The organism is Cronbergia sp. UHCC 0137 (assembly GCF_034932285.1).
Taxonomy (GTDB): Bacteria; Cyanobacteriota; Cyanobacteriia; order Cyanobacteriales; family Nostocaceae; genus Cronbergia.
Genome location: NZ_JAYGHC010000002.1, coordinates 174,659 through 187,499, shown reverse-complemented (window position 1 = coordinate 187,499; position 12,841 = coordinate 174,659). Strand labels below are relative to the sequence as shown.

The window sequence follows — 12,841 nt, the reverse complement described above, 5'->3', positions numbered from 1 at the left end:
CAACTGAACGCCCTACTTTACGCTGGATTTTTCAATGCTTTCAGTGTATTCATTTAGTTGAATATAACAACGAAAAACACGTTTCTAATTGGACTCCAGATAGGGATTTTATCCTGAATCTTTTACCAGATGATTGTTTTCGTTACTATCAATTAGCCACTTAATTATTCTCTACATTAATTTAATTAATATCAGATTTAGGAGCTATTCTATTTGATTTATAGCTCTATTTTACTATGTCTATAATTTCGTTCTTTACTTCAATTTATTAGTCTCGCTTATAGTATATATCTGGAATATCTTGATTTATTTATCTGTTTTTCCCCCTGAGTGGTGTTCATTCTTATTGCTCCTTATTGACAATAGGTTTTGATGCCATTTTTGTTGTTTTTCTTTTTCGCCAATGTATTTTTTCGCTAATATGTAATTTTTTAGCCTCAGTTTTCTTTCTTATCTCCGTAATTTCCCTGTGTGACAGCTAAGGGTGCGGAATGTGGGTTTTATGGTGATTGAGAATTGATTATAACAAAACGCTTACGGGGCAAGGGTTATAAACAATTATGACCATATTTTTAATGAAATGCTCACACAATAAGGCTTTCAATAGTTTTGAACCAGGTTTTCCATAAAAATAACCTAAGAACCGGAAATTTTACCTTCAATTAGAAGTTTTTTTTGTTTTCTGGTCTCTCTCAACGAATAAATTTAAAGTTGCTAGTTATTAATTTTTCGGATATTTTGTAGTCTGTAGGGTGTGGTTCGGCAAGCTCACCAACCACGTCACACAGAATAATTTAGGCTAAAATCGCTAAAATCGCTAAAATCGCTAATTTTAAGTTTCTGACCCACCTTATTTGATCTAACTAGCAACTTACGTTACTTATTTACGAGAAGATGACAGATAAAAAATTAGAAGAATTAATTATTAAAACAGTCAAGAAAGTTATCAAAAAAGAGATATCAAAATTACAACAGAATAATCTAATTACTGTTTCGACTCAATCATTTGACATTGAGGAAGATACAGGTACTACAGCGGAACTGATAGATGATATATACGATAGCAGTTCTGTGAGCTTGCCTACACAAGAAAAAGTAGAACTTGACCATAAATTACGAGAACTCAAGTTTAAACAAGAACTTAGAAAAGACTGGATATTATTTATTTTAAAGGATGTAGTAGTCTATGCTGCTACTATCATCTTTATATTCACCATCGCTGGATTTTATTTATTTACTGTAATTAAGGGTTACTGAATAAGTCTAGAAATTTAATCTAATATTTAGGATGGAGAAAATCAACAGACCATTAAATCCCACTTTTCGCACCCAAAGTGTTATATATCAAAAAAAAGCTGACTTAGTAGTACACAAAAACTAACATAGAAGTACAGGGCAACCGCATCTAAATTCTATAATCCATGACCAGAAAGGGTTTCGGGTTTTAGTTACAAAAATAAACAATGGTTGAAACCTTTATCCTGTAAGCGTTCTAAAAATAAGATGCGTTTGCCCTGCATAGAAGTAAGAGAAAGTAGAGTTATTGACACTCTCAGGGCTAAAGCCGCTGAGATTCTGCGGACAGAATATACTTAGGTAGTACCCAAAGCCGAATTCTCGCTACGGTCGTCAAACACCGTCTACCCAGTAAGCTTAGGTCTATGCCTAAATTGCTGGCTACTTTTCGTAAAATGTTAGCTGCGCCGTTCAAATCTGCATTCACGATTAAACCATTTGCTGACTGATACAAGCCACGTTTAACACGCTTTCCAGATGCTTTCCACCCTTCTGGTTTTTCGCCATAACTGGGTAGGGAGTCTCCATCTAGAAAACTAGCTTTAGAAGTATACGCCTCTTCTGTTTCTTGAAATCTAATACCGTGTAAATCACAGAGTTGTTTCAACCTATCTTTAAGTTTACCCAAAGGCATTTGGACAAACTTTTGATTATTAATTCTCCCCATGTTGGCGTTAGATTTAAAACCTTCATTCCAACCAATTACCAACGTGCCAATGCCATATTTTAAGCAATGATCAACAATTAATTTTGCAGCTTTATTAATGCCGTCACGCATTTGATGGTTACGTTTACGGGTTACACGGTCTAACCAATTATCCCAATAAGCTTCTGATTTTCCATCCTTGCGGGTAGATACTTTTTTATTCCACAACTGATTCATAGACTTCATCGCACGGGCATCAATCAATAGGGAATTACCCAATGTATCAACACAAGCCGCTAAATTATCAGCCGTTCCCAGATCAATAGATAATGCCTGATTGATGTCTAAAACGTGGTTTTGTTTGTCAACTTCATAAGACATCTCTAAATAAAAAGCACCGTTTTTAGGTAGGATAGTAAACTCTTTAACCTTTGTAATATCTAGGTTTGACGGCATTGGTAGAAAAAATTCAGAAATTCCAAACCATCTTTTTACAGTTAGCCCTAACGAAAATCTGAGTTGTCCATTAATTAGAGTTGGCTTTTGTCCACCGCTATTAGGATAGGCAACCTTGAAAAGCTTAGAACCTGTTAGATAGCCGGGTGCTTTAGGTTTAAAGTGTAATTGTCCTTTGAGAAATAAAGAACGTAGTTCTTTAAAAGATTTGAAAGCCTCAGTTACAGACAATAAAGTTTGTTGTACGGGAATAGATGGCATTGATTGAGCGACCATAGTTTTAGAAACCGAAGGCTCATAAATCAAATCAAATTTACCCGTTAACAACTTTCCAGTTTTAAAAAATGTTTGTCGAGCGAAATAAACACCACTGTTATATAGTTTGCCCGATTGCTGACAGAGATATTCTAATACTGCCTTTGTTTCATTATCAGGGGACAACAAAACCTGTTGCACTCCCATCGCTTTTTTATTTTTTGCCACCAATTTATGATGTAATGAAAATTGACTTCTCAATAATAATTGATTAAACTAAGATTGTCAATAGATATAGAGAAAACAACAAAAGAATATGTTAACGCAAGAAGACTACAAAACCCATAACCACGTTAAATTCCTGGTTAACTACCACTTTGTCTGGATACCGAAGCGTAGGAAAAAAGTTTTAGTAGGAGAGATAGCGACAAGAACGAGACAGATTTTTGCTGAACTGGCTATAGAAAAAGGTTGGGATATTTTAGCCTTAGAAGTAGCTCCAGACCATATCCATTTATTTATTAGTGTCAAGCCTACGGATACCCCACATTTAGTTATTAAGGCATTTAAAGGGCGTTCTAGCTTCTACTTGAGGAAAGAATTTCCCCAATTAAAAAAACTACCGTCTCTTTGGACAAATAGTTATTTTGTAAGCACAGCAGGGAATATTAGTAGTGAATCCGTAAGGAAATATATTGAAGACCCGCATCACGGTTAATATAGAAAATACCAAAGCGGTTAAAACCGCTCTTGTCGCTTATATCTCAGGGCTAAAGCCGCTGAGTTTTACGCTTACCGCGAGGTCTTATAAGAAGAAGTAGCATTAAGATAGCAACTGAATGAGAAAGTGAACTTTTGTAAAAAAAAAGATAGAAAAAAGAGAAACCCTAGGTAAAATCTTAGTACAAGAAAAAACCATTGAATTGTAAATTGTGGTGATAATTTAAGATGATTGAAAATACTGTCCCTGTTTCAACTATTTTTATTGGGATTAATGGTCTTATCGCTTTTTATCTCTCATACATTGCAGCATTTGAACGAACAAAAACAAGAGTTTGGCATGGTGAATCTAAGGAAGATGTAGCGGCACAATCAGATCCGTTAGCAAATCCTAATCCTTGGGCATCTATGGTTGAGCAATCAACTCAGAAATTTATAAAAGTGAAAGTCAATGATTATGGACTATTACAAAGGAAAGTTCGTGCTCATGGCAATTTTGCTGAGTACGTGCCTCAAGCATTATTGTTTGTACTGGCACTAGAGTTAATGCAAGCACAAACATGGCTATTATGGCTTTTTGGAACTAGTCTTACTGTGGCTAGGATTGCTCATGCATGGGGTTTGATAAAAACCTACGGACCTTCTCCAGGAAGAGCGGTTGGTTTTTTCCTGACCTGGTTTGTCTACGTCTTTGGTAGCATAGCCTGTATTTATTATGGACTTGTTAATTTGATGGCAAATTAACCTTAGACTGTTCAAATGTCTGTTTTTATGCTTTGTTGGTTTTTTCTCTCAGTAATTTACCTATTGTAACATTTGAGGTGCGGAATGCAGGTTTTATTAATCTAAGATCCTGAATATTTGCGTAATCTTTAATATAAATATTTTCTGGTATAACTTGTCAACAACACCCTGGAGTGTTGTTGCTAAATTTGTTTTCTTAGAAAATGTTCATGATTGTAATGATACTCACACTGGTGAAAACAATCAGAGCGCCCATAGTTACAGACTGAATCAATGAGTTTGGCTGTTTAGAATTTTGCATTTTTAGTAAAACCTTTTTAATTTTATTTGCGATCGCTTTCATAAAAAATAACAAATTTATGAGAAAAATTTATTTAACTGTGATAAAACTTAAAATCATGTAAACTTTCTTAATATAAATGACACTAAAAACACCATCATTGCCAGATAACCGTAAATTTTAATGCACTGCTTACCGCCCGGAATATGTGCCTTAATGCGGTAATATGATATCTAATCAAAATAAAACACAATTTGGCTGAAAAAATAATTATGACAACCACAGCATCACTAAATTCCGCAGTCAGTTTTGACTTAGACCAACTAAATCAACAATTTGAAACTGCTACCACCAAAGAAATCTTAGCCTGGTCTATCGAGAACATCCCTACAGGACTCGTACAAACTAGCGCCTTTAACGTTGATGACTTGGTGATAACTCACATCCTTTATACTGAACTTCAGCATCCCGTCCCTGTAATCTTTCTAGATACCCTCTACCACTTTCCCGAAACCTTAGAATTGGTAGCCAAAGCTAAAGAAATCTATAATCTTGATTTAAAAACCTATAAAATGCCAAATGTAGACACCCGTGAAGCTTTCACAGCTAAATATGGTGAAGCACTTTGGGATAGCGATATTGCCCAATTCCACCACATTACCAAAATTGAACCTCTACAACGGGGTTTGGATGAATTAAATACTATTGCATGGATTACAGGCCGCCGTCGTGACCAAGCTGTTACCCGTGCAAATATGCCCGTTTTTGAATTAGACAGTCTGGGAAGACTAAAAGTTAATCCCCTAGCTACTTGGACACGCAAAGATAGCTGGGCTTATGTGGCTGAACATGGAGTAATCTACAATCCTCTCCATGACCAAGGTTATCCTAGTATCGGCGACGAACCTATCACTACTAAAGTCGGTGAAGGTGAAGATGAACGTGCGGGACGTTGGAGAGGAACAGCTAAAACTGAATGTGGTATTCACATTTAAGAAAATAGGGAACAGGGAACGGGGAACAGGGTTGAAAAATATTATCTCTGCTTTTCCTGGTGTCTGTTCCCTTATTAGAAATCTCCGAGAATTAAATGTGCGTGACTTTAAATTCTTGTAGAGACGTTCCATGGAACGTCTCTAAAATCTTTGTTGGAGATGTCTATTGATTAAACTTGAGCTTGAGCTTGGATGCTACTCAAACAAGAGGTAATATGAGAACGGATAGCTCTTTCATAAACTAAAGTTTGCTGTGTGCGTATCCCTATAGGCTGGTATATCAAGTTAACTTGTGGGAACTCAGACCAATACATCAAAAAAATGTCTTTGGCTGGAGTAGTTATTTGATAATTATTCTCTTGTTTTTTCTTGATCAGCCTACAGTTATTTAGTTTTAACTTATTCCTAAATAAATTTTCAAATTCTGTAATTACGCTTGAGTTAGCTTCCATGTTTTATACACGTTTAAACGTGTTTTATATACAGTATGGTATCCCACTACATTAATAAGTATTAACAATTTATATACTTATCCCAACTACACTATATCAGCTATCATGGGTTTTGAAAAGATCAAATTATATTTTAATTGAGTTTTTTAGTGTTTTGCGTTAACCTATCATTGGTATATTTTGTTATATATAGTTTAGTATAGGGTTATAATGGTAGCTTTATAAGTGTTTTTACAGATTTAATTTATCTATAAATACTATGATTAAAATTCTTCATCTTTCAGATATTCATATAGGAAGCGGGTTTTCCCACGGGAGAATTAATTCGGCCACGGGATTAAATACACGATTGGAAGATTTTGTCAAGACATTGGCATTGTGTATTGACCGAGCCTTAACAGATACGGTGGATATGGTGATATTTGGCGGTGATGCTTTTCCTGACGCGACACCACCACCTTATGTACAGGAGGCCTTTGCTAGTCAATTCCGCCGACTTGTAGATGCAGGGATTCCCACAGTGTTGTTGGTAGGAAATCATGACCAACATTCCCAAGGACTGGGAGGTGCAAGTTTAAATATTTATCGGACTTTGGGTGTACCTGGGTTTGTGGTTGGTGATACTTTAACTACTCATCATTTAGAAACTCGTAGTGGTAAGGTACAAGTAATTACTCTACCTTGGTTAACTCGTTCTACTTTGATGACTCGTCAAGAAACTGCGGGTTTATCTTTAACGGAGGTGAACCAATTGTTAACAGAACGGTTGCGGGTGGTTATGGAGGGTGAAATTCGTCGTCTTGACCCGAATATACCAACGGTGCTTTTGGCGCATTTAATGGCGGATAATGCTACTTTGGGGGCAGAAAGGTTGTTAGCTGTGGGTAAGGGTTTTACATTACCGTTATCTTTACTGACGCGACCTTGTTTTGATTATGTGGCCTTGGGACACGTCCACCGTCACCAAAATTTAAATAAATCCAATGATCCACCGGTGGTTTATCCAGGAAGTATTGAAAGGGTGGATTTTAGTGAAGAGAAGGAAGATAAAGGGTATGTGATGGTGGAGTTGGAACGAGGGAAGGTTGATTGGGAATTTTGTCGGCTACCAGTTCGCAGTTTTCGGACAATTGAGGTGGATTTGTCTAAAACAGATGATCCCCAAGGGATGTTAATGAGAGCGATCGCTAAACATGATATACAAGAAGTTGTGGTGCGGCTAATTTATAAACTGCGTTCTGAACAATTGGATTTAATTGATAACTCCTCTATACATAATGTGTTAAGTGCTGCCCACACCTACACTATTCAACCAGAATTAGTGAGTCAGTTAGCTAAACCCCGTATTCCTGAATTAAGTGCTAGTAACAGTATTGACCCAATGGAAGCATTGAAAACTTATTTGCATAATCGGGACGACCTCAAAGACATCTCTGCGTCAATGTTGGAAGCTGCACAGAGTTTACTGGCTGATGATCAGGAAATTTACTTAGACACTGCTATTTCTGGTTGAAATCTTTATTTATACTAAACACGGCTTAACCATTTGATTCTGTGGGTAAGGGTTTAGCAATGCTCATACGTGTCAACTTAAGCCCCGGCGACTGGAAGTCGCGGCTACACAAACAAAGTCCGCCTGCGCGGACTCAGAAAAAATCGAGGATCTGAAACCCACGGAGGTGGGTTTTGCCTGTGTAGATGCGGTTTTTAACCGCCGATTTAATCTTAAGTTGACACCAATGAGCAATGCTAAACCCCTACAAATCTGGGTTTTTCGTCATTTTGTAAAAGTCCATGTCTCAACCGTTTTTAGTATAGTTTAGATCATCAAATCCATCCTCAAGATCCCCAACTTATTTAATACAGGAATTACGCAAAATATCTCTTAAAACCTCATTTCTCTGTGAACTCTGTGCCTCTGTGGTTTGTTTATTCCATAAATCCTGCGTAAGTTCTATAATAAATTGGGGATTTGACCTTGACTCAACTAAAATTGCTGTATATAACAAAACTAAGATTTATCTTTCCATAAGTGCCAAACTTATTTTTAATTGCTTAAAATAAAATATGTCTGGTAGTAAATTTTCGAGGAGGCTGGTAACAAAGTATGCCAAATTTAACAACAGATAGATTTACCCCCATGTCGGTACTGTCATTAGTGCTGGGAGGTTGGTTGGTGTTGATGCCCCAGAGTAGTTTAGCTACAGGCTTTTCATTAACTCAAAATAGGAAGATTGATAATTTATCTAATCACCAACAACCCGTAAAAATTAGTCAATTTAACCAAAATTTTGAGAGTTATTTTGTCTATGTCGATAGCAATAACCCCCAATTATTACAAAGAGTACGTCAAGTTGAACCCAGTGCCTATATTAGACAGTACAATGGACGTAACGTAATTCAATCTGGAGTTTTTACCAGACAAAGTAACGCTCAACAAAGGGTGAGAGAACTGGAATTAAACGGTATTTTTGATGCCCGCGTAGTCAGTTTTTCCAATGCAGAACAAATACCCTATCATAGAGATGTTAATAGAACTACAAGAGCAAATAATCAGCAAGAACTAACTAAGTTTTATTTTGTTGTTATTCCTTCTACTGTTAGAAGTTTACGATCTCTTGGCGATCGCATTCAACGAAAAATCGGTAAAAATGGTAGTGTGTTCCTGAGAACTCAACCACGGGGAGCGCATATAGCTGTTGGACCATTTATCGACCGTGCAGAAGCACACCAATGGAATAGCTATCTGCAAAGTTTGGGTTATGGTGATGCTAGGGTTTATTACGGTAAGTGAAAATATACTGACTGCTGAGTGAAGGCATATCAATATATTGTATTCCCACACTTGGCAGTTATTAAATTTCAGGACTGAGAATTAATGGAAGATAGGCTAGAACAAATTTCCCAAGCGGTAGTTACCACCTCCCAAATGCGCGACATAGAAGGGCGGATTTTTGCGGCGGGAATGCCTGTAGCTGCTTTAATGGAAAAAGTGGGGATGAGAATTAGCGATCGCTTATCGGCTATAATTCCCTTAAATGCCCCTGTCGGTATTTTAGCAGGACCCGGACATAACGGAGGAGATGCCTTAGTTGTAGCCCGTGAATTACATTTTCGCGGTTATCAAGTTTGCATCTACGCGCCTTTTACTAAATTCAAAGAATTAACATCTGATCATTTACAATATGCTCAAAGTTTGGGTATTTCTCGTATTCAATCAATTGAACAATTAGGAAGTTGTGATTTTTTAATTGATGGTTTATTTGGCTTTGGTTTAGAAAAAGCTATTACAGATCCTATTGCTGCTATTATTAATCAAATCAATCAACAAAATCAAACAATTATTAGTATTGATTTACCTTCAGGTTTGCACACAGATACAGGTGAAGTTTTAGGAACTGGTATTCGTGCAACTCATACCTTGTGTTTAGGTCTATGGAAGTTGGCTTTTTTCCAAGAACAAGCTTTAGAATATATTGGTCAAGCCGAGTTAATTGATTTTGATATTCCCTTAGCAGATATTCAAGCTATTTTAGGAAATGAATTAAAAATTAAACAAATTACAACAAAAACCGCCCTTTCCACTTTGCCCCTACCCCGTCCCCCAGTTACCCACAAATACAAACAAGGACATTTATTATTAATTTGTGGTTCTAGACGTTACGCTGGTGGAGCAATTTTAACAGGTTTGGGATCTCGTGCCAGTGGGGTGGGTATGCTTTCGATAGCTGTACCTGAATCAATTAAACCCCTTTTGGTGTCTCATTTACCAGAAGCCTTAATTATCGACTGTCCAGAGACGGAATCAGGGGCTATTTCTCAGTTACCAGAGAACATTGATTTGAGTTCGTTTAGTGCGATCGCTTGCGGACCCGGCTTAACTAAAGATACCATAACCACAGTCGAAAAAGTTCTCCAAAGCAAAGTAACTTTACTTCTAGATGCTGATGCTTTAAATATTTTAGCAGAATTGGGAACTATCCCTACCTTACAACAACGTCAAGCAGCAACCGTCCTCACACCCCATACAGGAGAATTTCAACGCTTGTTTCCAGATATTCCCCAAACCGACAGAATCAAAGCCGTGCAAACAGCAGCAAAGCAAACTGGGGCGGTAATATTATTAAAAGGGGCAAGAACAGCCATATCTCATCCCCAAGGTAGGGTTTGGATCAATTCTCAAAGTACCCCAGCTTTAGCCCGTGGTGGAAGTGGTGATGTATTAACCGGCTTACTTGGTGGATTATTAGCCCAAAACGCTCAAAAATCAACTAATATTGAAGATATTGTGGCCACTGCGGCCTGGTGGCATTCCCAGTCCGGTATTTTAGCAGCCCAAGCAAGGACAGAATTAGGGGTAGATGCTTGGACTCTGACACAATATTTGATCCCTGTTTTAAAACAAGAGTCAGTAACTCAGCCCTAAAGGGACTGAGCTTGTAAGAAATTGCCAGCTGTACTGACCAGTCTAAGTCTACTACTGACTACGTTTTTTGAGTCACGACACCCTGGAATCCGTAGCCAGTTCCCTGCTCTGTCGCTTGTGATTAAACAGTTTCAAAGTCACTGAAACAGTGTTGCAAGCCTAACAAGCTCTTAAAACATTGACGAGGCTAACATTACCCGCAAGGAGGGACTTTATGTCCAAAGTATTTGTAATTGACACCGACAAACAACCATTAAATCCAATTCATTCAGCCCAAGCTAGACAACTATTAAGAAACAAAAAAGCAGCCGTATTCAGACGATTCCCATTCACAATTGTCCTCAAAGAATCGCGTTCTGATTCTGCTGTTTCTCCTTTGAGATTAAAGCTTGATCCTGGCGCAAAGCATACAGGAATAGCATTAATCAATGACGTTACTGGTGAGGTTGTATTTGCTGCTGAATTAAAACATAGAGGTTTTGCGATTCGAGATGCTTTAACTTCTAGACGACAATTAAGACGTTCTAGACGTGGTAGAAAAACTCGTTACAGACAACCAAGATTCTTAAATAGAACCCGTCTAGAGGGATGGTTAGCACCAAGCTTACAAAGTCGAATTGAGAATATCAAAACTTGGGTTAAGAAGTTGCGTAGTCTTGCACGAATTGAGGCTATTAGTCAAGAATTAGTACGGTTTGATATGCAGTTAATGGCTAATCCTGATCTTCAAGGTAGGGAATATCAACAAGGAACTTTAGCTGGTTATGAAACCAGAGAATACTTGCTAGAAAAGTGGAATAGGCAATGCGCCTATTGTGGAGCCAAAGACGTTCCTTTTCAAGTAGAGCATATTCATCCACGATCCAAGGGTGGTAGTAATTCAATAACAAATCTCACTTTAAGCTGTGAAAAATGTAACACCAAAAAAGGAACGAAAGATATTAAAGATTTTCTCAAGAAAGATCCATTAAAGTTAGAAAAAATCTTGAAACAAGCAAAAAGACCACTAGCTGATGCAGCCGCAGTAAACACAACTCGTTTGGCATTACTATTCGTTTTAAAAGCGACTGGATTACCTGTAGAAACTGGTTCAGGAGGATTAACGAAATTCAACAGAAGTCAACAAAAACTAGAGAAAACTCATTGGATTGACGCAGCTTGTGTTGGTCAATCAACTCCAACTCTCAATATCAAAGGTGTTAAGCCATTGCTAATTACAGCTAACGGTCACGGCACTAGACAATCTTGCAGAACTGACAAATACGGATTTCCAAATCGCCACTGTTCTAGAACTAAATTTCATTTTGGTTTTCAAACAGGAGACATCGTTAAATCAGTTGTCAAAATTGGTAAAAAAGTTGGCGAATATGTTGGAAGGATTGCTACTCGCGCGACAGGAAGTTTCAATATCTCAACTAGAAATGGATTAATTCAAGGAATTAGCTATAAAACTTGTAAAACTATCCACAAAAAAGATGGTTATGGCTACTCAAATTAAAAGATTCAATGCGGTTAAAACCGCCCGTGTCGCTTCCCTCTCAGCACTGAAGTGTCTGAGTTTCCCACTTACCGCAAGGTCTTATGAATGACTGTATAAAACCTACGCAACATTAACCCATTTTCGTCATTGCTAGTAATCTGTGAAATACATTTTGAGGGATCAAGAAGAAATGAACCGCAAAGAACGGGAAGAAAGAAGATTTTTTTCACAGATTGTTAGGTCAGCATCCCCATCTCAATCCATAATTTTACATGACTAAGACAAAAAGCTGAACGTTTAGCAGCCAAACTGAGAGAATTAAATATTGACCAAAAAACCTTAGCAAATATCTAGATTATGGCTGAATTACCAAAAACCTTAGAAGATGCGATCGCTCAATCTCGTGAAGCCGTCAAAGCCGCTTTAGAAGATGGTTTGACACGCATTCAAGTAGATTTTCTGTTTCCAGAACTCAAACTGATGCCCATCGCAGAACAGTTTTTACCCTTATTTACTGACTATAACTCCCGTCTTAAAGTTTTCTTTCCTGATGCCGGTGGTGCAGCCTTAGCGCGTCGGGATTGGGCAGAAGCAGAATTTAAAATTTTAGACATTGGTACAGGGAGGGTGGCTTCCTTGGAAACAAAAATTCAGCCAGAGGACGAAATTTTCCTCTTTATCGCTCCTACATCTGTGGAAGTGTCACAATTAGAAAAATTATATGAAATGATTAGCGATCGCCCTACAATCCTCTTAAACCCCCGTTTAGAAGATTCCGGGGTAGTTGGCATTGGTTACACAGCCAGAGAAACCCGTCGTCGTTTCATCAGCACCATAGAATCTTGTTACTACCTCCGTCCCGTCGATGACGAAACCGCAGTTTTTCGCTGCTACCCTGGACTGTGGGAAGTATGGGTAGAAACTAATGGAGAATTTGCCAAAATTGCCGAATTACCCAAAAAACCCAGTGGTGATGAGTTGGATATGATTCTACTTCAAGGACAACCTCAAACTGATAGTACACCCGCCAAAAAACCTGGTGTATTTAAAAGTTTGCAAAGGTTTATGAAAGCTTTAAGTAGTTAGGGTTT

11 protein-coding genes are annotated in these 12,841 nt (G+C 37.7%); 9 read left to right on the top strand and 2 right to left on the bottom strand.

Annotated elements, in window-relative coordinates; all coding sequences use genetic code 11:
• The first annotated feature begins 894 nt into the window (after positions 1-894).
• The gene (locus VB711_RS01570; RefSeq protein ID WP_323283912.1) at positions 895-1,257 is read left to right on the top strand and encodes a hypothetical protein; all 363 of its coding nucleotides are present in this window, start codon (positions 895-897) and stop codon (positions 1,255-1,257) included.
• 301 nt (positions 1,258-1,558) lie between these two features.
• Here VB711_RS01570 and VB711_RS01565 read toward each other — a convergent pair whose 3' ends face one another.
• The gene (locus tag VB711_RS01565) at positions 1,559-2,860 is read right to left on the bottom strand and encodes a transposase (protein WP_323283923.1); all 1,302 of its coding nucleotides are present in this window, start codon (positions 2,858-2,860) and stop codon (positions 1,559-1,561) included.
• Positions 2,861-2,969: 109 nt separating this feature from the next.
• Between VB711_RS01565 and tnpA the strand changes: the two genes are divergently transcribed.
• The 3 genes from tnpA (at position 2,970) to cysH (ending at position 5,392) form a co-directional block, all read left to right on the top strand.
• Positions 2,970-3,371 carry an IS200/IS605 family transposase gene (tnpA, locus tag VB711_RS01560; RefSeq protein ID WP_323283911.1) on the top strand — a complete coding sequence of 134 codons (402 nt, stop codon included), beginning with the start codon at positions 2,970-2,972 and terminating at the stop codon, positions 3,369-3,371.
• A gap of 230 nt (positions 3,372-3,601) precedes the next feature.
• Positions 3,602-4,117, top strand: coding sequence for an MAPEG family protein (locus VB711_RS01555; protein ID WP_323283910.1), 516 nt, complete (start codon positions 3,602-3,604; stop codon positions 4,115-4,117).
• A gap of 552 nt (positions 4,118-4,669) precedes the next feature.
• On the top strand, positions 4,670-5,392 hold the full coding sequence (cysH, locus tag VB711_RS01550) for a phosphoadenosine phosphosulfate reductase (protein ID WP_323283909.1): 723 nt from the start codon (positions 4,670-4,672) through the stop codon (positions 5,390-5,392).
• Positions 5,393-5,562: 170 nt separating this feature from the next.
• Here the strand turns inward: cysH and VB711_RS01545 are convergent, their stop codons facing one another.
• Positions 5,563-5,844, bottom strand: a complete 282-nt coding sequence (locus VB711_RS01545) for a hypothetical protein (RefSeq protein WP_323283908.1) — start codon at positions 5,842-5,844, stop codon at positions 5,563-5,565.
• 259 nt (positions 5,845-6,103) lie between these two features.
• On the opposite strand from VB711_RS01545, the gene VB711_RS01540 reads away from it, so the two are divergent.
• The 5 genes from VB711_RS01540 to VB711_RS01520 all read left to right on the top strand — a co-directional run bounded on the left by VB711_RS01540 (position 6,104) and on the right by VB711_RS01520 (position 12,836).
• The gene (locus VB711_RS01540) at positions 6,104-7,357 is read left to right on the top strand and encodes an exonuclease SbcCD subunit D (RefSeq protein ID WP_323283907.1); all 1,254 of its coding nucleotides are present in this window, start codon (positions 6,104-6,106) and stop codon (positions 7,355-7,357) included.
• Between the two features lie 594 nt (positions 7,358-7,951).
• The gene (locus VB711_RS01535) at positions 7,952-8,638 is read left to right on the top strand and encodes a hypothetical protein (protein ID WP_323283906.1); all 687 of its coding nucleotides are present in this window, start codon (positions 7,952-7,954) and stop codon (positions 8,636-8,638) included.
• An 84-nt stretch (positions 8,639-8,722) separates the two neighbouring features.
• Positions 8,723-10,270, top strand: a complete 1,548-nt coding sequence (locus VB711_RS01530) for an NAD(P)H-hydrate dehydratase (RefSeq protein WP_323283905.1) — start codon at positions 8,723-8,725, stop codon at positions 10,268-10,270.
• A gap of 214 nt (positions 10,271-10,484) precedes the next feature.
• Positions 10,485-11,768, top strand: a complete 1,284-nt coding sequence (gene iscB / locus VB711_RS01525) for an RNA-guided endonuclease IscB (RefSeq protein WP_323283904.1) — start codon at positions 10,485-10,487, stop codon at positions 11,766-11,768.
• A gap of 339 nt (positions 11,769-12,107) precedes the next feature.
• Complete coding sequence (locus VB711_RS01520) at positions 12,108-12,836, top strand: DUF1995 family protein (RefSeq protein ID WP_323283903.1); 729 nt, start codon at positions 12,108-12,110, stop codon at positions 12,834-12,836.
• Positions 12,837-12,841: the final 5 nt, after the last annotated feature.

Bases quoted from the DNA above. Each gene is read 5' to 3' on its own strand.
- tnpA (WP_323283911.1), top strand. From the start codon at position 2,970: ATGTTAACGCAAGAAGACTACAAAACCCATAACCACGTTAAATTCCTG.
- VB711_RS01555 (WP_323283910.1), top strand. From the start codon at position 3,602: ATGATTGAAAATACTGTCCCTGTTTCAACTATTTTTATTGGGATTAAT.
- VB711_RS01545 (WP_323283908.1), bottom strand. From the start codon at position 5,844: ATGGAAGCTAACTCAAGCGTAATTACAGAATTTGAAAATTTATTTAGG.
- cysH (WP_323283909.1), top strand. From the start codon at position 4,670: ATGACAACCACAGCATCACTAAATTCCGCAGTCAGTTTTGACTTAGAC.
- VB711_RS01520 (WP_323283903.1), top strand. From the start codon at position 12,108: ATGGCTGAATTACCAAAAACCTTAGAAGATGCGATCGCTCAATCTCGT.
- VB711_RS01530 (WP_323283905.1), top strand. From the start codon at position 8,723: ATGGAAGATAGGCTAGAACAAATTTCCCAAGCGGTAGTTACCACCTCC.
- iscB (WP_323283904.1), top strand. From the start codon at position 10,485: ATGTCCAAAGTATTTGTAATTGACACCGACAAACAACCATTAAATCCA.
- VB711_RS01570 (WP_323283912.1), top strand. From the start codon at position 895: ATGACAGATAAAAAATTAGAAGAATTAATTATTAAAACAGTCAAGAAA.
- VB711_RS01540 (WP_323283907.1), top strand. From the start codon at position 6,104: ATGATTAAAATTCTTCATCTTTCAGATATTCATATAGGAAGCGGGTTT.
- VB711_RS01565 (WP_323283923.1), bottom strand. From the start codon at position 2,860: ATGGGAGTGCAACAGGTTTTGTTGTCCCCTGATAATGAAACAAAGGCA.
- VB711_RS01535 (WP_323283906.1), top strand. From the start codon at position 7,952: ATGCCAAATTTAACAACAGATAGATTTACCCCCATGTCGGTACTGTCA.